Here is a 22,331-nt window from a genome sequence, read left to right as displayed (position 1 = left end):
TCCCCAGAGCTGGACCTCGCAACTCTTCGTACGGCGCCCTGCTCCAGCTCACCGAGCCACCGCCCGAGCAGCGACCCGCGGACCCCGCAGTTGGCCGTTCGGGAGCTTGATGACCTGTTGCCCGTTTGAGGATGTTTGGGTCATGTCGGGGGGTGTTAGCCGGACTTGACCACCGAACGCCCGGGTCAGTGGGGCCAACCGTGTTGCGGCTATAGACACCTGTTAGTCCCGCTTGGTCCCGCACCGAAATGCCAGGATCGCACCGCAGATCGTGTCTGATCCAGAAAGCCCTGGATTCGTCGGACTACACGTGCGATCCACCGCATCGAATCCACAGTAGACGCGGGGCATGGTTGAGCGACCCGCCTACCCTTCCGATCTGTCCGACGCCTGTTGGGCGCTGATCGCCCCACGGCTGATCGCCTGGCGTCAACCCTGCACCGGCGCCCGGGATCGGCGGACGCAAACCCACGTATGACCTGCGGGAGATCTTCAACGCCATCCTCTACGTCAACCGCTGCGGCACCGCCTGGCGCTTACCTGCCGCATGACTTCCCGCCCTGGCAGGCCGTCTACGGCTACTTCCCGCCTGGACCGGCGACGGCACCTTCGCCCAGCTCAACTACCAACTCACCGGCCTGGCCCGCGCCAAGGCCGAACGTGGCACCCAGCCGTCGGCCTGCGTCATCGACAGCCAGAGCGTCAAGACCTCCACCAACGCACCCGCAGCCACGCGTGGCATCGACGCGGGCAAAAAGATCGTCGGACGCAAGCGGGGCATCGTCACCGACACCCTCGGCCTACTGCTCGCCGTCATCGTCACCGCCGCCAGCACAAGCGACAACACCATCGGCATCGACCTGCGCAACCAGGCCGAGGCCACCCGCCCGGCCGCTGGCCAAAACCTGGGTCGACCCCGGCTTCAAAAACAAGGTCATCGAATACGGCGCAGCCCTCGGCATCGACGTCGAGACCGTCACCAAGGACCCACACGTCAAAGGGTTCTTGGTGTTCATGCGCCGGCGGGTCGTCAAACGCGCCCTGGGCTGGATCATGCACCACCGGCCTGGCCCGCGACTACGAAGCTCTACCCGACAACTCCGCCAGCATGATCCGCATCCGCATCGCCATGATCGACAACCTCACCAAACGCGTCGCCGATGAAACCACCCCAACCTGGCGAGACCACTGAAGACAGCGTCATTCGCAAAATTCGTGAATCAGACGCTCTCTTAGGGGTCGACGCTTCTTGGACTGGCAACTGAGGCATATCGTGTACTGCCACCGCCTGTTCGCGGATTGCAGCTGTGACTGACGTCATGGGAACTCTTTGCTGGTTGACGGCGGAAACAGGTATGGATCCAGGTTTTCGGTCCCGCGTTCGGGCGGGTGATGAGGGAGCTTTCGCGGTGTTATTCCGCGAGCACGGCCGAGCGGTGTACAACCACTGCTTTCGGCTGACAGGTGACTGGTCTGCAGCTGAGGACTGCACGTCACTGGCCTTCCTGGAGGCGTGGCGTCTGCGTGAAAGGGCTGAGCCGCATGGTGGCAGCCTGCTGCCGTGGCTGATGGGCATCGCCACGTTCGTGGTACACCGTCGCCGGCGAGTGGCACGCCGCCATCAAGCGCTGATGGACCGCCTCCCCCCGCCCGGGCTACTGCCCGACATCGCGGAGGAGGTAGTAGGCCGTCTGGAGGACCAGGAACGCATCGCTGTGATCCGGCACGTCCTCGGGCGCCTGTCTAGGGCGGACCGGGAAGTCCTGGCACTGTGCGTGTGGTCCGGGCTGGACTACGCGGCAGCGGCCGCGGCCTTGGACGTTCCGGTCGGAACGGTGCGTTCGCGCCTGTCACGGGCACGTCGCAGGCTCGACAAACTTGCGCAGAAAAGTCTTGGGCTGAGGGTGGAACCCGTGGATGCAGCCTGGCAGCTAACAGGTGACCGCAACAGCGCGGTCCGGCCGGAACAGGGGAGGACACGATGAATCGGGACCTGGACGACGACCTGCACGCGTTGCGTCGGATGCTGCCAGTGTCCGCCGAGCGTGACTTCCCCGCCGGGCGCTATCACCAGCGTGAGGAACACTTGATGATCAGTTGGCTTCGCATGGCGCAGCGTCCCCAGCGCCGCCCGAACCGGGCGGTCCGCTTCGCCATCCCCGTCGGACTCGCTGCAGCCGTTGCCGGCACCGTCCTGGTCTACGGCCAGGACGGCACCCCTGCCCTCGTCGGCGGGAACCAGGCGCAGAGCGCGCCAGCCACCACCGGCCAGCAGTCGCTAGGGACCATCAAGAACGTCGCCTACAGCCTCCAGCGCCAGCCCAGCGGCGACGTCAAACTCATCATCGAAGACCCCCATGGCAAGCCGAACGCCGACAAGATGCGGGCCGACCTGGCCCGCCTTGGCGTTACCGCACAGGTGCTGATGGGCCACCCCAACTGTCACGACCCTCTGCCCTCACCCAAGCCCACCTCACGCGCCGAGGCACAGAAGTCCCACCCCGTTCCCGGCCTAGGGGCGGTGGACCTCAGGCATGAGGATGGCAAGGCAGTAGCGTATATCCACCCGGACAAGATCCCGGCAGGTCACACTCTCACCCTGGGCTTCAGGCAGCCCGACGCTATCTGGCCGCTGTATGTCAGCATTGAGGACGGCAACGGGCCCGACTGCATCCCGACCATCCCCGCTGACACCACGCCTACTGTCGCGCCCACCCAGTGAAGCGCTAACCAGAGACCGACGTAAGTAGCACGACATGCGGCCTCGGACTCCCGTCCGGGGCCGCATCGGGGTCTGTGGATCTAACGGCACCTCTCTGACGCCTTCGATGCCGCGTCCGCCGTGTTGTTCGAGGTCGAGTTGGCCTTCCAGGGCGTGGTCGACCGACTCGATGAGCTGCCGGATCGGTTTGAGTAGGTGTTCGTCGGGGCGGTGGGGTGCGGTTGCGGAACGAGGGTCGCAGCAGCGCCGTACCCCGCGTTCGGTCAGCCAGCGGTCCAGTTCGGCGGAGACGTAGCCCTTGTCGCCGATGATCAGCAGGCCGGGGCAGTCGGTGAGCAGGTCCGGGTCGTGGTCCAGGATCGTGGTCAGGACGGCTCGTTCGTCGAGCTTGGGGTCGGCCAGGGCCCAGGTGATCGGCAGCCCGGCTAGTGTGCGGATCAGGTGCAGCCGCCGTCCCAGAACCAGCGTGAGTGTGAGGCGCAGTAGCAGTAGCCGGCCCAGCCGGCCAGCTGGAAGCGTTTGACCGGGCCGGGAACGGGCGCACTCGACCGGGGTAGAGCCGACCAGCCGACACGCCGTCGGTCCACAGGTCGGTGTCGGAGGCCATCGCCCAGATCGCCTGCTTGAGCAACGGCAAGGCGGCGCGGAGTCGCTGGTTGTAGCGGACTGGCCGGGCAGGTAGGGAAAGGCCCGGGCAGATGCGCGCGGACGAACCGCAGCCAGAATGCTTCGGAGCGCACCCCGAGCAGGACCTGCGCCACCGCCAGAGTCAGCAGTTCGGCATCGGTCAGCTTCGACGGCCGTCCAACGCGGGCAGGCCGCCCGAGCCAATCGTCGATCTTCACGTACAGCGCGGTGAAAGAGTGTTGATGTCTGTCGTCACAAACGGATCATCAACACCCTTCGCTGCGTCCGCAGCCCCCACCGGGTTAGTACTGCGACGGCCAGCACGTCCTCGACAGTCCAGCGGCTACCGGCGATGCGGGCCGCGGGCGCGGCGGGGTCCGTACCAGACGTAGTAGGCAATCTCGCCGGTGGTGATGCTGCGCCTGGCCAGGAGCCAGTGCCCGCGCCCGGGCCGCCAGCAGATGAGCACCGGCACCCCGGGCCCACAGGCACTCGGGGGACCGTGAGCGCCGGCGCCGGCGGACAGCCGACACCACGCCCGGGCGGGTAAGGCGGCGATCAGCTCGTCGGCACGGGCGGCGCCCATGATGGTGGTGATCATGTCGTCGTTGCGGCGGGTGGCTAGGACGTAGCCCACATCGCGCTTTTCCAGCCAGACCCGCAGCCTCTTGACCTGCCCGTCTGCTTCGTCGGCGTTGACCCATCCGACCGGCACCCCGGCATCCAGTGCCCGAGGCAGCAACGTCTTGGCGAGCTGCGGCTTGGCCGTGAACTCGACCTCATCTGGGATGCCCGCGGCAACCCCGAGGTGATCATCCCGTACCGCAAGCCCGCCGACGGCAGCGACCTGCCGGCCTCGAAGCAAGACCTCAACGCCCAGCACCGCACCATCCGGGCCAGAGTCGAACGCACCCTGGCCCGGATGAAGAACTGAAAGATCCTGCGGCGACTACCGCCGTGCCGTCCACACATTGGCCGACGCCGCTTCCGGCATCGCCAACCTGCACAACATCACCCTCGCGGCCTGTGCACCAACCCGATACAGGGCAACGCCTTCACCGCGTTACGAGACACCACTTAGTGCCTCGTCTTTGAACGTTGATCGTGTAAGCCGTCGGCTCTGAGGATGTGGCGATGTAGTCTGCCTTGTCGCCGACATGTGGTCGTTCAGCAAGCTGAAGGACGACGCTAACGAGAGCAAGGGCTAATGATGTTGGCCGGTACGGTTACAACGGCCGCGGAATGTAGGCGGCGTCCATGCCTATCAAGCACACGGCGATGGTGAAGACGTAGGCCGCAGCGATCTGCCAGCGGACCGAGGTCTCGACGCTGAGATACTCCATGGCCCGTCCCGACTTGCGCTCGCGCCAACGGCGCCACGTCTCCAAGCCCCCGAGGATCAGGATGAAGAAGAAGACGGGCGACGGCTGCCAGATGATTAGCCCAACCGCGGCAGCCATACCGGCTAGCCAGATCAGCGGATGCAGCGCACCCGCCACCCGTCCGCCGTCCAGCGGCAGCACGGGGAAGAGGTTGAAGAGATTGAGGAAGAAGGCGGTGTAGGCCAGCGCACGCAGGAAGTCCGAGTTCATCGACTCGGCGACGCCGAGCACGGCACCCGCACCGAGCAGGCCCGCGATCGGACCCGCCAGCGCAGAAGCAGCCTCCTGCGAGACGGACCGCTGTTCGCCCTCGACGTTGACGAACGCGCCGATGAAGGGAATGAACATCGGCGCGCTTGCCTTGATCCCCTGCAGCCGGAGCACAAAAACGTGCCCGAGTTCGTGCACGAACATCAGGACGACGAACCCGACGGCGAACTTCCAACCCCAAAAGATCGTGTAGGCGCCGATCGAGATCAGCATGCTGAGAAACGTCTTTAGCTTCAGCAGCGCGAATAGCCCGAGCTTGCCGATCAGCGCGGTCTTGCCGAGCACCTTGAGGGTCGCAGCGCCGACAGCTGCCGCGCCGCCGCCGACTTTTGCTGTCTTGGCCCGCCAAGTCCTACGCCCGCCCATTACGGCGTTATGCAAGTCGGTTGCCGTCTGGCTAGTCGCGGATATGGCTGACTGCGGCGGTACGACGGGGCGCAACTGGCGGTCCGAAGACGGGTCGCTCATGACCGGCGAGACTAGCAGCATGCTCATGCGCATCGTCAACCGACCTTGAACGGTAATCCGGGTGGCGGATCTTGGAGTAGATGAGTATTCACTACTCTTGCCAGAGGTTCGGTGCGGTCAAAGTTGCTTCCTCCTCCACCTTGGATCAGCAGAAGAAGGCGTGGGGGACTCTTCGAGGATAGGAACGTGCTTAGAACTCCTAACTCTTTGAGTGTCGAAGTCGCCACCAGCAGATGATGGCGCAGGCGAGGGTGAGGAAGGCTTCGTAACCCCGGCGTCTGTCTGCTGAGGACTGTCGTTCAAGATGCCTGGGTGCAGGTGATCACCGCGAGGCACCCGGAGTGGATCTTCCCGTTCACCGGACTGCAGCCCGCCCAGTTCCGCCGGCTGGTCCGCGTGGTCGCCGAGCGTGGCGGGGACGCCATCGCCGACGGCCGGCCCGGCCGGCAGTGGGCCCTCGACCTGGCCGACCGGGTGCTGCTGGTGGCCACGTACTGGCGCACCAACCTGACCATGCGGCAGATCGGCCCGCTGTTCGGGGTGTCGCACTCCGCCGCACACCGGGTCATCGACACCCTCGGCCCCCTGCTCGCCCTGGCCCCCGCCCGGCGACGGCCGGTCGACCAGATCCGACGAACCTGCAGGTCGCCATCGACGCCAGCACCAGACTGGTCATCGCCGTCGGCGACCCCCAGCCGGGCAACCGCAACGACACCATCGTCTACCGCACCAGCGGCATCGACCAGAAGCTGGCCGGACGGCCGGTCATGGCCGACGGCGGCTACCGCGGCAACCCGGAGGTGTGATCATCCCGTACCGCAAGCCCCACGATGGCAGTGAGCTGCCGGCCTGGAAATCCGACCTGAACAGGGAGCGCCGCACCGTCCGGGCGCAGGTCGAGCACGCCCTGGCCAGGATGAAGTGCTGGAAGATCCTACGCGACTACCGACGCTCCGCCCGGACATTGACCGACGCCGCTTCAGGCATCGCCTACCTGCACAACATCGCCCTCGCGGGCTGACCGCCAGTCCGGTGCCGGGCAACGCCTTCACCGAGTTACGAGACGTCCTTTATCACCCGCATTGCCCATAGTGACTGACAACGGCTTCAGAGGTGCTGCGCAGGGCGACCGTCAAGTTGCATGCAAACGCGGCTCCTGCTGCGCGATGCGAAGAGAACCTAGTACGAAGCAAACCGCGTGAGTATTTGCTACTCAACCTTTCTCAATTTCTAAGTTGGTGATGAATAACGGACGGCGACGACGAGGTGCGAGATAAGGATCTCGGACTCGTCAACCCCGGGGTGACCGTGACGGCTCGTTTCCGCTTCCTCCACCACTGCAAGCGACCTGCCGACATAGTCCCAGCGTGCGGTGCGGAGTGTTCCCACTCGACCCCTCAAAGGGAGTGCACGTTGAGCAACCCGCCATACGTGGTCGTTAATGGACAGTGCCGATCGTCACTGCTTCATGTCGTCAATACAGCTTCCGGTGACCACCGGGGTACCCATATCCTGGCGAGGATCCTTCGGGTCAACGCCTGTATCGCTGAGGCTTCTTAGGCAATCGCCGCCATCCACGAGAGGAACGATGGGCAGCCGCATGCACGGGACCGTCATGGACCGCCGCCCGGACGCTTGCGCTCTAGTGGGGGAGGTGCTCACCTTCGCCTCCTTCGAGCGCCTTGCCGGCACGCTCTCCGGGCACACCTTCGTCAAGCTGGTGGTCGACGGCCCCGCCGACGAGATTCACCTCATCAACCACGCCCGCTACCAGGTCCACGGGTGTTACAACGCTGAGCACATTCTCGGCATCACCCGGCAGCACCTAGAGTCCGAGGTGGATGAATACAGCCACTCGTTCTACGCCGACCCGGACCGTCGCCTCTACCTCGGCCTACTCTCGCGGCGCCGGCGTCCGGAGAGTGGGGAGTTCTTCTGTCCGGAGGCCGTCGAGGTCGACACGATGTCCACCGACATGCTGCCGTGCCTGTACCGGATTGTCCGCGCGCAGGTCGACGCAGTGCTCCTACTGCTGATCAAGCCGGTCACTTATCGGCAGGAGCAACAGGTCGCCGAGGTGTCCGAGATGGAGCTGCCGCGGACCGCCGCGCACGAACTCTTCTCGGCCGCGTCGTACGTCATACCCCAGCCCGGCACGGCTGACGGCTGGTTGCGGGCGTTCCGCGAGGAGGCTGCCTACCGACGCGCCGACCCGCCGTCGGGGTGGTACGACATCGTCGCGATGGAACGCGTCCCCGACGACGTCCCCCGGCTCGCCGGCATCGTCAAGGCCCCCCACACCACCCCGCTACCGCATACCGACGTCCCTGCCGCCGGCTGGGGCGTGCCGAACGCGATCCAGATCGACGCACTCGACCGCATTGACCGCGAGGGCCCGGAGGGCGCCTGGGTTCGCCACGAGGTGGACCCCGCAGCCAGCGGCATCGCGCTGACCCGCATCGCCCAATCGGCGGATGCCGACCGACCGCCGATATGGACCGCGCACCGGGTCACGGTGGCCGAGCCCGAAAGCCGCGCTGGCCCGATCGCTGACCACGCCAACCTACGCGCCGACGACGCCTACCGGTACGGCACGAAGGCTGCCAACCTCGGCGAGCTTCTGTATGCCCTCGCGCACGGCTCCGAGCGGCTACTCGGCTGGTACCGCATACCCCGAGCGATGTCCCCCAGCCTGCTCAGCTATCTGCACCGGCTGCTCGGCGTGGCCGACGACGCCACCGACGCCGACCTCGCCGACGCCGTCGAGGCCCTGCTGTGCCAGGTGTCGGTGCCGCCGCGCGGCATCGCGCTGTCGATCGCGCTCGAGCGGGAGTTTCTTGAGTCCTCGGCCGAAGTCGAGCAGGGAATCAGCCGACTCAAGACGGCCCTCGGTCTGGGCGCCTCCGACCTGGACGCGCACTGCGACCGACTGCAGAGCCAGGTCCGCCGGATGGCGGTGCCCGGCGCGCTCCGTCGCCGGATCGACGACACGTTCGTGAACCACCCTCGGCAGCATCGCCGACTTTGTCGTGCGCAGCTCGTCCAACGCCGAGGACCGCGCCGGCTTTCCCGCAGCCGGCATCTACGAATGGTCACCCAAGTGACCAACAACGACGACGTGACGGACAGTGTCCGGACGGTCGGGGCGTCCCTTCTCTCGGCGCGCAGCGTACGGCTGCGACACCAGGCCGGTATCGCTCTCGACGACGCCTACATTGGCGTGGTCGTCCAGGAGCGGGCCGCAGCTGCGATGCGCAGTGTGCTGGATACCACGCAGCCGTTCGCCTCGGCCGACTTCCGCAACGTCTCCGCCAGCTCCGCCGAAGACCGGCGCCGCGGCCCCGATGCAGCATCTATTCAACACCGTAGAGGGCGGCGGCCGGACAATGTACTGCGGCGACGCTGACCACGACCTGACCTACGCGGACCGACGGCGACCGGAGCGCCTCGCCCTTGCCGGCCGGCTGCTGCAGGCCCAATTCTCCCCCGACGACATGTTCGGGACGCCGGTCGACTTCGAGTGGGTGCCCGACCGCGATCGCATCGCGGTCGTGCAACTGCGTCCGTACTTCTGCTGAGCCTCGCACGCATCGGCGGCCCGCGCCTTCGGGTCCCGGGCCGCCCCCTGCCCAGCCGCATGCCCGCCACAATCCTGACTGGAGCCGTCCGATGCGCCCTGCCAGCACCGCCGCGCCGCCGTTCGCGGCCGCCCCGCCCGCCCTTTCCGCCCAGGTACGCCGGGTAGGTTGGCTCAGCTACACCAAGCTTGGCCGCGCCCTCTGGGCGAGATCCGCTGGCGTAGGTTCGACCCCCACTGGGCCGCCGCGCGCTCGGCCACCGCCTTCGTTCGTGGTTCCGGCGGTGGTGCCAGGTACTCCTATCGAAGGCAATCAACTTCCTCCGTAGTGGAGCTGGCACTGATTCGGCTGGCGATTTGAAATGTCGTCGCCGCTCCAATGAGCAAATGATGGTGTGCAGATCTTGGTCCGGGTGGCGCTTGCTTTTCCTCGTTCAGCTTGCGGCCTTGGGTTCTGTAAACCTCTCCCGCAGTAACACATTCTCGTAATGGAGTTGGTTATGTATTTTGTCACAGACTGGCGGCGCCGGGTGTCCGGTGTTATGGCCGCCGTCTTGGCGTCTGGGTTGGCGTCGGTAATGGCGCCGGCTGTCGCTTTCGCTGCGGTCGATCAGAATGTAGCGCCGACGTTGCCGGGTGGCGCCGTGTTGCCGATTCCGAGTGTGCCGGTGTCGAAGGCGACTGGCACGGTCGGGACGCTGGCGGGTTCGGGCAATGTGTCGCCGAAGGGTGACTACTCATATGTGCTGCCCCTCGATGTGCCGGCGGGCCGGCGGGGGATGCAGCCGCATCTCGCCTTGAGTTATTCCTCGTCGGCCGGTGAGGGGGCCGCAGGTCGAGGTTGGGCGGTTTCGGGTCTTTCGCAGATCAGTCGGTGCGGGCAGTCGTTTGCCTCGGAGGGCCGGTCGCGGGGGGTGAAGTTCAACGAGAGTGACCGGTTCTGTCTGGATGGGCAGAAGCTGGTCCTGGTCGGTTCGACGGACGGTGCTGGTACGTCTTACGGGGCGGACAACGCCGAATACCGCACGGAGACGGACAGTTTCGCGAAGGTTACCTCTTTCGGTGGGTCGCTGGCCGGGGGCCCGGACGGTTTCCTCGTGTCGACCAAGTCCGGGATGACTCTGCAGTTTGACGCGGTGTCGGCCACGCGTAAGGCGACCGCGGTGTCAGTCACGGACAGTGACAACTTTCGGGCCTGGTCTGATCGGGTGGATTCATCCGGACAGGTGAAGGCTGCATGGCTGCTGCGCAGTGAGAAGGACCAGTACGGCAACGAGGTCCGTTACTCCTGGGATCAGCCCAATCCGGCTGCGATGGAGTTTTACCCTCAGCAGATTACGTATACGCATGGGGCCAACAAGTCCGCCTTCCGGAAGGTGGAGTTCGCCTACGAGGGCCGCACCGATGTGCGCGAGGGTTACGTCTCGGGGGTGAAGACGGCGCTGACGAAGCGGTTGAAGCGGATCAGCATGTCGGCACCGAACCCGTCGGCGGTATCGCAGGTGTGGTCTTACACGCTGGACTATGGCGATTTGAGTCAGTCGGGTCGTAGCATGCTGCGGTCGGTGACTAAGTGCGGTCAGGCGAGCGGGTGTCTGCGTTCGAAGAAGTTTGACTACAAGGATCCGAGTCCGGTGCCGGCGTTCGTGGAGAAGACGATCGGGGCCCCGCTGCAGCTGGGAACCCGTGATGCGGATTATCCGGATTACGACTTCTCGCCGAATGCGGCCATGCGGGTTGCGGATCTCAACGGTGACGGTCTGCAGGATCTGCTGCTGAACCACTCGTCGACCGGCGGGGAGACGCGCGCGCTGTTGGGTACCTATCAGGGCTCGACCCCGCAGCCGTTGGAGCACGGTGTGGTGCTGAGCTCGGCCAAGGGCTGGCCGTCCGCCACGGAATTCTCCGAGGTGCGTCCGCTTGATCTGAACGGTGACGGCGCGCAGGAGTTGATGGTGCCGTCGAGGCTGTCGAACGCCAAGGTGGCCAACTTCCTGAAGTGGGATTCGGCCGGTGAACAGTTCATGTCGGCGGGCACGGGACCGAACACGGCCGAGGTCAACGAGTTCGCCGATCTGGACGGCGATGGCCTGATCGACTATCTCGCCAGCGACGTCGCGACCGCCAACACGAACGACTTGGACGCATTTTCAGCGCGGTTGAACACCGGGACCGCCAACGCGTTCGGCAACGCGCCGAAGCTGGCCTCGTCGCCGCTGTTCACGGCCAACTACCAGTCGTGTCCGACGCTGCGGGCGACGGATGTCGACGGCGACGGGCGGGCCGAGCTGGTCGGCCACATGCTTGGAACGTCGGGTGGGGCGGATATCGAGGGTTGTTATGACACCGACAACCACGAGAACTTCTCCAAACCCAGCATCGTGCGGTTGAACGACTCCGGTCAGCTGACGTCGGCCGAGTACAGCAGCCAGGCGGCCGGGCAGACGGAGCGCTGGTACACCGCGGTGCCGTTCCTGAAGGACCATGACTCGCTGCTGGGCGACGTCAACGGTGACGGCCTGACCGACGTGCTGATGATTCCGAAGACGGCGAACTTCAACAATCCAGGCCAGGTTCTGATCAACACCGGCAACGGGCTGGTCAAGGGAGCCGAAGAAGACGTCCAGCTCAACGGCCGGGCGCCGGTGATCGCCGATATCAACAGCGATGGCCGCGACGACGCGCTCTGGGCGGATCGGCTCGGCAACCTCATGCTCAAGCTCGCTGGTGGGTCGACGGTCAAGCTTCCGCAGTCGGTGGGCTACAAGCCGACGATGGGCGACTTCGACGGTGACGGCAAGATCGACTTCGCCAAGCTGACACTCCGCGACGCAGCGGCGGGCACTTTCGACCTGAAGGTCATGACCCAGAACTCCTTCGTGGATACCGACCGACTGACGCAGGTCTACGACGCCGGCAGCCACATGGAAGAGCAGGACATCCTCTACAGCACCCGGTGGAACGACCACCCGGAGGAGAACGTCAGCGACTACCCGACGTGCGGCGGGTTCCCGAGCTTGTGCGTGCGCACGGGACGGCTGGTGGTGCGTCAGGTGCACTCCCGCTCCCACCTGGTCGATCTGGACCCAAACAAGACCGCAACCTACCGGAAGGACTACGCCTACGAGGATCCCCGCTACGACCTGCGGGGACGGGGCTTCCTCGGGTTCGGCACGATGCGAATCTGGGATCGGCAGCGTCCGGCGGAGTACACCTACCGCTACGACCTGTCCACCCGGGTCAACAACGGCAAGTACTACCCCGGGGTCGGTGGGCCGTCCGAGGTGTTCACCGTGGTGCCGATCCTGACCTTGGACGAGGTCGCTGCCGGAGTGACCACCGGGGTGAACACCCGTGTGACCCACACCACGACCACCCCGACCGTGACCGCCACGTCAGGGGTCTACCGCACCACCGCCACGCAGACCGAGACCGGCGAGTGGCAGCAGTACGCCAACCTGTCCTACACCTCCCGTATCGGCAGCACGCAGACCGCGCACGTGTCCGGCATCGACGAAGCCGCCGCGACCTCGGGGGTGCGTGAGAGCACCAGCCAGCAGAACTTCAACGAGTACGGCAACCCGACCAGTGGTTCGACGACCAACAGCTCTCACCTCGACGAGCAGACGTTCACGATCGGATACGACAACCGGACCAACCCGTGGCTGATCAACCAGCCCACAAGGACGGCGGTGACCAGCCGCAACAACGGTGAGCAACTCACGCGTACCAGCGAGAAGCATTACGACGCCCACGGTAGCCTGGATACGGTCTATGCCGAGAAGGACAACCCGGACACCAGCCTGCAGCAGATGACCACGCTGCGCTACGACAGCGACGGTCTGCTGACCGCCACCATCAACGACGACGACCAAATGGTGGGCGAGTCCAGCGAGACCGGGCTGCCGCAGCGGGAGTCCCGCGTGGAGTACGCGCCGGTGTTCTCTGGACAGCCGGATGAGAAGGTCTATGCCTCCCAGACCTGGGCGAAGCACGTAGCGCCCGACGGGACCGATCGGCGCCCGTCGGTGTGGAAGGCGGTGCATCCCGCCCTTGGGGTGACGGTGGCCAGCGTGGACATCAACAAGGTCACGTCCAAGACCCTCTTCGATGATCTGGGCCGGCCACGCACACTGAAGCGTCCGGCGGGGCCGCTGTGGACTACACCTACGCCAACCGGGCCGACGAATTCGGCGGCGACAACGGCATGGTGGCCACCGAAACCACCAAGACCGGCATCAAGACCACTACCGTCACCGACGCCCTAGGCCACGTGCTGTCCCAGTCGGTGACCGGTTTCGGCAGCACCACCACCACACCCACCAGCAGTACCACTACCACCAGCTACGACGTGCTGGGCCGCGTGGCCCGTCAAACCGCCCCCGCCCCCCAGGGCACCACCACCTACACCTACGACAGCCTCGATCGGCCACGGGTCATCACCCTGCCCGACACCAAGACCGTCATCAACACCTACACCTTCACCGCCACCCAATCCACTGCCACCACCACCGACCCCGAAAACCAGGCCCACACCAACACCACCGACGCCATCGGCCGAATCACCGCGAGCACCGATGCGCTGCACAAGCCCGATGGCAGCGATCAGAACATCATCACCGCCTTCACGTATCGGCCGTTCAACCTGCTGGCCACGGCAACGGACGACAAAAAGAACCTCACCACGAACGTCTACGACATTCGGGGACGCCGTATCTCGCTGGCCGACCCCGATCAGGGCACTCACACCACGACCTACTACGGCACGGGTGAGGTCAAGACCGACAGCCGCACTGACCTGACCTCGGCCACGTTCGACGACCTGGGCCGGCCCCTGACCTCACTCAGCAGCGTGGACGGCACTACGACGTTCACCTACGACACCGCCGCCAACGGCGTCGGGATGGCCGCGACCGCGACCAGCCCGGACGGGGTCACCACCGCGTACCGCTACGACACCGCGGGCCGGCCGGCGGGCAGCGACGTCACCGACACCACCACCAACCGGACCTACTCCACCGACCTGACCTACGACGACCTCGGCCGGCCTCCACGCTGGCCTACCCGGACCCGGACGGCACCGGGGGAGCGGCCCGCTTCACGACCAAGACCACCTACAACGCCGCCGGATACCCCAACAAGATCACCGATATCACCGGCGGCGGCAACAGCGTCCTGTGGACCGTCACCGCCCGCAAGCCGAACTTCGCCATCGACACCGCCGAGTACGGCACCGGCACGAACAAGATCACCCGGACGTCGGACTACGACTCCGGCACCGGCCGGCTGCACAACATCATCTCCACCGGCCCCACCGGCAAACTCCAAGACTTGACCTACGGCTACCACGCCAACGGCCTGGTCAAGTCCCGTGTCCAGAACGACACCACCACCGCCAACCAGGCCCGCACCGAAACGTTCGACTACGACAGCCTGGGCCGGCTGACCAACTGGAACCTCACCAACGGCACCGACCCGAAGCTGTCCACCACCTACGGCTACGACACCGTCGGCAACCTCACCACCCTGACCAACACCGCCGGGGTCAATGAAATCCGCACCTACGGCAAGACCACCGGCGGTGTCACGAGCCAGCCGCACACCCTGACCGCTCTCAACGGCAGTGGCTACGCCTACGACGCCAAGGGCCGACAGGCCAGCGGCGGCGCACGCCAGAACATCACCTACACCTCCTTCGACCTGCCCCGCAGCATCACCACCGAAGGCGGCAAGACCACCACCTACAGCTACGACGCCTACGGCCGCCGCGCCAAGGAGGCCAACGCCGTCACCGGCACCACCACCTTCTACATTCCCGGCCTCTACGAGGAACACCGCCAGAGCGGCGCCACCACCAAGCAGGTCCACTACGTGACCAGCCCGGACGGCCCCATCGCCCAGGTGACCTACGACCACACCAAGGCCGGTAACCCCGCCACCACCCTCTACCAGCTCACCGACCACCTGGGTTCCACCACCACCGCGGTCGACACCACCGGCGCCGTCAAGCAGACCAACTACTACGACCCCTTCGGCAAGGCCATCACCGCCGGCGGCACCGCCACCACCACCCCGCTGACCGGCCCCGTCACCCACGGCTTCACCGGCCACGAAGACGACTCTGAACTAGGCCTCGTCAACATGAACGGCCGCGTCTTCGACCCCATCCTCAAGAGATTCCTCACCCCCGACCCCGTCGTCAGCAACCCTCTCAGCACCCAGAACTGGAACCCCTACAGCTACGTCAACAACAGCCCTCTCAACAACATCGATCCCACTGGCAACGAGACCGAATGCACCCGTGATGGACAGGGCAACATCACCTGCTACAGCCCTGAGATCGTCATCACCGACGGGGCCATCGACGCCGCCGGCGGCGCCGGCCCTCACGTGAATCCCGCCGGCGAAACTGCCAGGAGCGAACCCACCACCTCCGACGCCGTCACCGACACGACCGTCCGGGAGCCGGTCGGTGGATACAACCCCAACAAATACGCAGAAGAATGGGGCGGGTTCCCTGGTGGATTGGTCGACCCTTGGCGTAACCTCATCCACAATGACGAGTACGAGGGCCATCTTCGTCAGATGGAAGCAGAAATGTACATGCGAGCGTTCAACGGCGACGATTCCATCCTTCGACGCCAAGCAGCCCTCCGCAAACAGGCTCTGGAAATGTTCTATGGCCTCAAGGCGGCAGCGGAAGCGCAGCAAAACTTTAACGCAGTAGTTCAGCAAGGCTTTGCCATCGCGGCAGGCCAGCGGTCTGATCCCCCCGTACGAGCGGGCGGTTCGGCCGACGCGCCTGCGGGGATTCTGCCGGGTGGCCACCGCGCCTCGGTCGAAGGCCACGGGGGTATTGGGCTAGCTCCAGGGGACAAGACTGGTGTCGTTGCATCAGGAAGCTCAGTGACTATGCTGCGTCCGGGGGTGGCCTTGTCGGATGACTATGCATCCCTTATGGCAGAGAACGACTGGGCGGAGATCGGTCGGCAATTCGAAACAAACGCGAACGCCGGGCGGTATGACACTCTCGAAGTCAACGGCATGAACCGCTACTTCTCCACCTCGGCGCGCGGTACTTTCGAGGGCGCCAGGACGCTTCTTCCTGGGGCCAACGTGCCGGCGGCATACGTTGGTGCCGGCGCTGGGGGTCTCACTGTCCATGAGAACTCGTGGTTGCCCCAGAATGTGTGGCTGGCCGATGTGGTCGGCGTACCCGATGCAGGTCATCACAACTGGGTAGTGTGCACCGTCTGCTTCTGGTAGTTGGCGCAGTCGCTACTGGCGATGACAGCAACATGAATCGATGATCGGTGATGCTCGGGATGGCAGAGCTCGCCGTCCCGAGCATCACCTCATGTGGAGCGCTGCCTGATCCCCAGCCGTCCAGGCTTTCGGAGTGACACGATGCTGAGGAGATTAAGCGGCTGCGCTGATAGTGGCTCGAATGGATGTGGAGATCAAAGCATTCATCCGAGCCCGCGATTGGGCAGGCAGTGCTGCTTTGACCTGATTACGAAGGTGGCTTTTAATTGGGTGGGCTGATGGCCTATCAACAGTTAGGGAGAGACATGCTGACCGCTACTGTCAAGTGGTATGACAAGACCAAGGGCTACGGTTTCCTGACCGTCGACGACGGTTCGGAGTTGTTCGTGCATTCGTCGGCCTTGCCGACGGACGTTCGCATTCTGAACGCCGGTGATGTCGTCGAATGCGAGGCTCAGGTGGGGAACAAAGGGCCGCAGGCCTCCGTCGCTAGGGTGGTCATGCCAGCGCCCCTTGAGGCTGAAGGGATTATGCGCCCAAAGGCGGACCTCGTGTCCGCGGTTGACGAAGTAACCAATTCACTGCAAGCCATATCGGCCGTTCTGCGCAGTGGCGGACAGCCCGGCCGAGCCGAATGCTACAACGTCGCTCGAGCGCTACGAGTCCTCGCAAATCGACTCAACCCTGCGGCATCGTAACGCCCACCCATAGCTTGAGCCATGGCGGCGGCTGCGATGAACGCGCACCATCCAGTTCCCCCCAGAATCCCACCAGATAGGTGACCATGTTGAATAACATCGACCAACCCGCTCAGCGACAGGGCCCGAGCCGTCGCATGATCATCGCCGGAACCGCCACTGGTGCTGCGGTCATTGCAGCGGGCACCGCCACCGCGATTGTTTTTCGAGACCAGGCTCCGGCGAGTGTGGCGAAACCGCCTTCCTCGACTCCAATTGAAATTGCCCGCGAGGACGAAGTGCCCACTGGAGGCGGACTCGTCGTCCCGCACGCCAATGTCGTCTTGACTCGTGACACGCAAGGAAATCTTCGCGCGTTCTCCGCGACTTGCACCCACGCCGGCTGCACCATCGCGGAGGTCGCTGAGGGTCGAATCAAGTGCCCCTGTCACGGCAGCCGGTATGACGCCACAACGGGACGTCCCGTCAGCGGTCCCGCAAAACGAGCACTGCTTGAGGTGGCGATCGCGGTGAGAGACGGAGTCATCACCACCGGCTAACACTAGCTCTGTGGCCGAAAAATTGCCTCGGCCAGCCAGTCATTAGGAACACGCGTTGACAGAAAGTAGTCATGAGATCGTTGCTCCGCAGCTCTGCCGCCGTCACGGCAGGGCTCATGATCTGGATCGGCTCCGGATTCGCCGCTAGTGCCTCAGCAGCCGAGCCAACCACCGCCGTGATGCCTCTGCCAGGGCTTGCGCCTAGCGATAACCCCGGCGTCTCACCCTCGCCCACTCCAATAGAGGCATCCAGTCCGTCCGCACCTACGGCGAGCCCGAGCACGTCCATGTCAACGTCCGACCCGAGCCCCTCCATACCACCGAGTCCGACACCCACCTCGCCGCATCCCACTGCCAGCAGATCGCCTGGCTCAACGCCCAGCGCCACCGCGAGTTCCTCTCCGGTGGCACCCGCGCTATCAACAAGCCCGCCCTCACCGGTGCCGCCGCCCCTCACGTCAAGCACCCAGGGTCCCGTCCCCCCAACAGCCGGAACAGCCATCGACGCAGTCAGCGACTTGGCTGCTGACATTGCTGCCGAACGAAAGGCGCGGCAAGCGGTCGTCGACAGCGATCTGGCCGCCATCAATGGCACACCGGTCAACGAACGGACCGCCACGCGGGGCAACCCGGGCGTCACATACCGCCGTTGGTACGCCCTCTGGCAGGCAGCAACCATCCACCGCAGCAAACTCAGCCCAGCTCAGATACGTGCAGCCCTAGGAAAGGCCGCGGCAGATTCGGCCGGGAACTGCGTAACCGGCACGGTCGCCATGGACCTGGATCGCACGCAGCGCGCCAACGCCATCAAGATCATATCGGTTGGGCGGCGGCTGGGTCTGCCCGAGCGCGGCTTGGTGGTCGCCATCGCCGTCGCCATGCAGGAGTCGTCGCTGCATAACCTCGCTAACCCTGTCTACCCGACCTCCAAGCAACTCACCACGGAAGGTGTAGGCCGCGATCATGACTCGGTAGGCCTGTTCCAGCAGCGGCCTTCCGCCGGCTGGGGCACTGTCGAGGAACTGATGACGCCAGAGATCGCCGCCGAACGCTTCTACCGCGCGCTGAAGAAGGCGCCCGGCTGGCAAGCCATGTCGGTTAGTGAGGCAGCGCAGGCGGTCCAACGTAGCGCCTACCCAAATGCCTACGCCAAGTGGAAGTCTGCCGCCCGTCGCGTCGTCCAGGCGATGACCGGATCCACGAACTGCGGTACGGGCTCAGGCTGGGTTCGGCCCCTCGCTGGCGTAGTCACCTCGGGCTTTCGCACCGCTGAACGGCCCCAGCACAACGGCGTCGACCTGCCCGCGGCCCGTGGGGCCGCGGTACACGCCGTCGCGGCCGGCACGATCCTGCGCGTCGTCTGCGACGCCCGTCGCTCCGACGGCCGTCCCTACTCATGCGACATAGACGGTGATCGGGTGGGTGTACGCGGCTGTGGCTGGTTTGTCGAGATCGGCCATCGCGACGGATCGGTTGCGCGGTACTGTCACCTGGGGCAACGGCCGTCCGTCACCGCGGGGCAGGCCGTAAACGCCGGCCGGATCCTCGGCGTTGTAGGCAGCAGCGGCCACTCCTCCGGACCGCACCTGCATCTGGAGACTCACACTGCCGCCCCGGCGACCAGCGGCAACGCGGTAGATCCGGTCGTCTTCCTGCGAGCTCGTGGTGTTGAACTCACTCGGGAACACCGATGAATACTTCACGCCTGCGCCGGATCGCCGCAGCCACAGTCGTCACCATAGCCACGCTGCTCAGCCTCACTGGCACTGTGCCCTTGGTTCCCAACAACACGGGCAGTGCGAGCGTGGGACGTACGCCAGAGCCGTCGGTGCCAGCCACCCCACAAGACGACAACACCGGCTGCGCGGCGCTGTCAGCGCAGACACTGAGCACCCTGATCGGCGCACAGGTTCAACCGCAGCAGTCGAGCGCTCCGCCACCGGCCGCCTCCGTCTGCGCCTACACCCTCGCCGAGGATCAACAGTTCTCTGGGACCCTGCTCATCGCGACCTGGACCGGCCGACAGCACTACGCCCCGTCCGCAGTCGGCGCTACCCAGCCGCTGGCCGGGCTGGGCGGAGAGGCGATGGCTGATATAGGCCGGGGCGTGATCCTCGTCCGTTCAGGTGATCTAGTGTTACTCATCCACGTCATCTCAGGTGCCCACACCGGCCGTGCCGCACAGATCGCCACTGCGGTCGTTGACGCGCTGACAGGGCCGAAACCGACATCCGCAGCCTCACCGAGGGCGTAACCAAGGACTGTACCGCCTGTGGCGCCAGCAGATGAGGACGCAGGCGAGGCTGAGAAAGATGCTGTGGATGTCGTCGCGGATCCCACAGCGGACGTTTAGTACTGCAACGGCAGTTATGAATGCGGTGTAGTGCATGATGTCTGCCGTGACGGTGGCGGAGGTCGATGCGTGGACGGCGGAGTTGGATCGGTTCATGCGCGAATCGCGGGTCGGATCCGGCGTGCGGAGCCACGGGAACGGGTGCGGCAGTACCTGTGCGGCTTGGCCGCCGGGCTGGAGCGTAAGAACGGCTCGACCCTCGCGGAGCGGGCGGGCGAGGTGTCGCCGGACGGGTGAGCGGTTGCTGCGCTGGGCTGACTGGGATGTCGAGGCCGTCCACGATGACGTGCGGGATTTCCTAGTCGAGCACCTCGGCGACCCGCAGGGTGTGCTGATCGTCGACGACACCGTCTTCCTGAAGAGGGGCGTCCGGTCGGCGGGGGTGGCCCGGCAGAACCCCGGCACCGCCGGGCGGGTCGAGAACTGCCAGGTCGGTTCCAGTTACCCCATCGTGCAGCCTTGAACAACAGGTAACCCGGCTGGCGGATCTCGGAGCCGGCGTCGAGATCGGATCTCGGTTTGGCGCGCTGGCTGTGCCAGCGGATGAAGTCGCCCGATGGCCGGGGCCCTGCTCGGCGTGGCTGCGGTGGTCGGTGCCGTTGAAGGCGAAGTAGCGCCGGCAGCGAACTCGGCCTCAATCCAGTTCAGCCAGGAGGCGTAGGTCGAGAGGAACACCAGTTCGACCCGGTTGATGGCGCACCAGGCGCGGACCTCGGGGTGCTTGTGCGGTGAGAAGTTGCCCAGGATCAGGTTGAGGTGCTGGCCAGCGACGGCGCAGGGTCTTGAGGAGGGCCAGGAACTCGCGCCGATCGCTTCCAACGGTCTGCCCTTCGGTGTGGACGCTGCACTGGCCGCTCGGGCAGAATGTTCGGGGTGCACTTGCCGAAACCCCGCCACGCCGTCACCCTCGCGTTGTTGGCCACCGTCCTTATCGCGGGGTGCGGGAGGGCGGATCGGCCGGCTGCGGCCGGGCCCGGCACCACCACCGGCGTGGCACCGCCCCCGGTGACCGGCTCACCGGCCGTACCGGCACCCGCCCGGGCTGGGCTCGGCAGCCGGCCGAGTCCGAGCGCCCGGCCGTGCCCGATCTTCCCGGCGGACAACGTCTGGCACGCCGACGTCTCCCGGCTGCCTGTGCACCCGCGCTCCGCAGCGATGATTGGCGCGATCGGCGGCGGCGCCAAGGTGCATACGGACTTCGGCTCCGGCCGCTGGGAGGGCGCGCCGATCGGCATCCCGGTCACCGTCGTCCCTGCCCGTCAGCGGCGGGTCCCGGTCTCCTTCGGGTACGCCGACGAGAGCGACCCCGGGCCGTACCCGGTCCCGCGGGACGCGGCGGTCGAGGGTGGACCGAGCGGCACCGGCGACCGGCACGTGATCGTCTGGGACCGGGCGGCCTGCCGGGTCTACGAGTTGTTCGACGCCCATCCGTCCGGGGCAGGCTGGCGGTCCGGCTCGGGAGCGGTCTTCGACCTGCGGTCGAACCGGCTGCGACGGGCGGGCTGGACCTCGGCCGACGCCGCCGGGCTCTCCGTCCTGGCCGGCCTGGTCCGCTACGACGAGGTGGTCGCCGGCCGGATCGACCACGCCATCCGGGTCACCGTGCCGCGGACCCGCACCGGCTGGACCTGGCCGGCCACCCACTCCGCCTCGTCGGCCACCGATCCGTCCCTGCCGCAGCTCGGCCAGCGGCTGCGGCTCAAGCGCTCAGTGGACGTGTTCCGTCTGCCCCGGCAGGCCCGGATCGTGGCCGAGGCGATGCGGCGGCACGGCCTGATCGTCGCCGACCACGGCTCGGCCTGGTTCCTCTCCGGCGCCCCCGACCCGCGCTGGGACAACAAAGCCCTGCGCGCCCTCGGCGGTCTGCGCGGCAGCGACTTCGAGGTGGTCGACGCGTCGGAGCTGATGATCAGCCGGACCTCCGGCGAAACCCGCTAGCGATCCCCGTCCAGATGGCCACCATGCTACGTCGAGGCGTCGGTCCCGCTTGGTGCCGCCCAGGCGATCGTCCCTACTCCCAACCAGGGCGCTGCCGCAACGACGGCGGCCTTCGCATCTTTGGCCGGCCTGCCCCATCCCGGTAAGCAGCGGCAAGACCATCCTATGGGCGGCTCAACCGCGGTGGTGATCGCGCCATTAACCGAGCACTGCGCATCCGTCCGCAGCCGCATGACCAGATGTCTCCGCACAGGCGACCACGTGGAACGATGCCGCGGCGAAGGCACGAGACCGCCGAGATCCGGCGGGGTTGCAAGCGCTACATCAGCCGCGAGTTGTTCCGCCTCCTCGCTACTTCCATGGGCTTGACAACCCACAGAAGCGTCCTGACCGGGTCTGTCAAACGAACGGCTCTGGCGCAGAAACGGTGGTGACCCTGTCCTCTGTGGCCGGACGCGGTGCGGAAGGCTGACGCCGGTGTGACCTCGACC

The 22,331-nt window shown here is 65.8% G+C and carries 16 protein-coding genes and 3 pseudogenes; 15 read left to right on the top strand and 4 right to left on the bottom strand.

Annotated elements, in window-relative coordinates:
* Window positions 1-349 precede the first annotated feature (349 nt).
* From JNW89_RS03685 to JNW89_RS03675, 3 genes and pseudogenes are all read left to right on the top strand, one after another.
* Window positions 350-1,192: pseudogene (locus JNW89_RS03685) on the top strand (IS5 family transposase).
* A gap of 217 nt (window positions 1,193-1,409) precedes the next feature.
* Window positions 1,410-1,985, top strand: coding sequence for an RNA polymerase sigma factor (locus JNW89_RS03680; protein WP_238447702.1), 576 nt, complete (start codon window positions 1,410-1,412; stop codon window positions 1,983-1,985).
* Complete coding sequence (locus tag JNW89_RS03675; RefSeq protein WP_238447701.1) at window positions 1,982-2,722, top strand: hypothetical protein; 741 nt, start codon at window positions 1,982-1,984, stop codon at window positions 2,720-2,722. The genes JNW89_RS03680 and JNW89_RS03675 overlap by 4 nt, the downstream gene beginning before the upstream one ends.
* Window positions 2,723-3,159: 437 nt before the next feature.
* Here the strand turns inward: JNW89_RS03675 and JNW89_RS03670 are convergent, their stop codons facing one another.
* The 3 genes from JNW89_RS03670 to JNW89_RS03655 all read right to left on the bottom strand — a co-directional run bounded on the left by JNW89_RS03670 (window position 3,160) and on the right by JNW89_RS03655 (window position 5,502).
* Window positions 3,160-3,567, bottom strand: a complete 408-nt coding sequence (locus tag JNW89_RS03670) for a hypothetical protein (protein ID WP_238447700.1) — start codon at window positions 3,565-3,567, stop codon at window positions 3,160-3,162.
* Between the two features lie 125 nt (window positions 3,568-3,692).
* Entirely contained in the window at window positions 3,693-4,232 is a 540-nt protein-coding gene (locus JNW89_RS03665) for a transposase (protein WP_375155041.1), read from the bottom strand.
* Window positions 4,233-4,575: 343 nt separating this feature from the next.
* Window positions 4,576-5,502, bottom strand: a complete 927-nt coding sequence (locus tag JNW89_RS03655) for a site-2 protease family protein (RefSeq protein ID WP_238447699.1) — start codon at window positions 5,500-5,502, stop codon at window positions 4,576-4,578.
* A 279-nt stretch (window positions 5,503-5,781) separates the two neighbouring features.
* On the opposite strand from JNW89_RS03655, the pseudogene JNW89_RS03650 reads away from it, so the two are divergent.
* The 8 genes and pseudogenes from JNW89_RS03650 (at window position 5,782) to JNW89_RS38520 (ending at window position 17,549) form a co-directional block, all read left to right on the top strand.
* A pseudogene (locus JNW89_RS03650) lies at window positions 5,782-6,490 on the top strand (transposase family protein).
* Window positions 6,491-7,123: 633 nt separating this feature from the next.
* Window positions 7,124-8,875: a hypothetical protein gene (locus JNW89_RS03645; RefSeq protein WP_238447698.1), complete on the top strand. Its 1,752-nt coding sequence runs from the start codon at window positions 7,124-7,126 to the stop codon at window positions 8,873-8,875.
* Window positions 8,856-9,047, top strand: a complete 192-nt coding sequence (locus JNW89_RS03640) for a hypothetical protein (RefSeq protein WP_238447697.1) — start codon at window positions 8,856-8,858, stop codon at window positions 9,045-9,047. The genes JNW89_RS03645 and JNW89_RS03640 overlap by 20 nt, the downstream gene beginning before the upstream one ends.
* Before the next feature lie 487 nt (window positions 9,048-9,534).
* Window positions 9,535-13,314 (top strand): FG-GAP-like repeat-containing protein, encoded by a 3,780-nt coding sequence (locus JNW89_RS03635; RefSeq protein WP_238447696.1) that lies wholly within the window; start codon window positions 9,535-9,537, stop codon window positions 13,312-13,314.
* Entirely contained in the window at window positions 13,203-14,381 is a 1,179-nt protein-coding gene (locus tag JNW89_RS03630; protein ID WP_238447695.1) for a hypothetical protein, read from the top strand. Before JNW89_RS03635 ends, JNW89_RS03630 begins: the two co-directional genes overlap by 112 nt.
* A complete protein-coding gene (locus JNW89_RS03625) occupies window positions 14,378-16,312 on the top strand; it encodes an RHS repeat domain-containing protein (protein WP_238447694.1) in 1,935 nt (644 codons plus the stop codon). Before JNW89_RS03630 ends, JNW89_RS03625 begins: the two co-directional genes overlap by 4 nt.
* Window positions 16,313-16,578: 266 nt before the next feature.
* Window positions 16,579-17,010, top strand: coding sequence for a cold-shock protein (locus JNW89_RS03620; RefSeq protein WP_238447693.1), 432 nt, complete (start codon window positions 16,579-16,581; stop codon window positions 17,008-17,010).
* 86 nt (window positions 17,011-17,096) lie between these two features.
* Window positions 17,097-17,549, top strand: a complete 453-nt coding sequence (locus JNW89_RS38520; protein WP_375155040.1) for a Rieske (2Fe-2S) protein — start codon at window positions 17,097-17,099, stop codon at window positions 17,547-17,549.
* Here JNW89_RS38520 and JNW89_RS03615 read toward each other — a convergent pair.
* Complete coding sequence (locus JNW89_RS03615; protein ID WP_238447692.1) at window positions 17,536-18,015, bottom strand: hypothetical protein; 480 nt, start codon at window positions 18,013-18,015, stop codon at window positions 17,536-17,538. The two genes, JNW89_RS38520 and JNW89_RS03615, sit on opposite strands and share 14 nt — an antisense overlap.
* A 52-nt stretch (window positions 18,016-18,067) precedes the next feature.
* Here JNW89_RS03615 and JNW89_RS03610 point away from each other — a divergent pair, with 52 nt between their 5' ends.
* The 4 genes and pseudogenes from JNW89_RS03610 to JNW89_RS03595 all read left to right on the top strand — a co-directional run bounded on the left by JNW89_RS03610 (window position 18,068) and on the right by JNW89_RS03595 (window position 21,840).
* Window positions 18,068-19,243 (top strand): M23 family metallopeptidase, encoded by a 1,176-nt coding sequence (locus tag JNW89_RS03610; RefSeq protein ID WP_238447691.1) that lies wholly within the window; start codon window positions 18,068-18,070, stop codon window positions 19,241-19,243.
* Entirely contained in the window at window positions 19,240-19,803 is a 564-nt protein-coding gene (locus JNW89_RS03605; RefSeq protein ID WP_238447690.1) for a hypothetical protein, read from the top strand. The genes JNW89_RS03610 and JNW89_RS03605 overlap by 4 nt, the downstream gene beginning before the upstream one ends.
* Window positions 19,804-19,971: 168 nt before the next feature.
* Window positions 19,972-20,338: pseudogene (locus tag JNW89_RS03600) on the top strand (transposase); the annotation flags it as partial.
* A 554-nt stretch (window positions 20,339-20,892) separates the two neighbouring features.
* Window positions 20,893-21,840, top strand: coding sequence for a hypothetical protein (locus JNW89_RS03595; RefSeq protein WP_238447689.1), 948 nt, complete (start codon window positions 20,893-20,895; stop codon window positions 21,838-21,840).
* Window positions 21,841-22,331 lie beyond the last annotated feature (491 nt).

This window comes from Micromonospora sp. 4G55 (assembly GCF_016803375.1).
The sequence above is the reverse complement of the archived record's forward strand: the minus strand, read 5'-3'. Positions and strand labels throughout refer to the sequence as shown.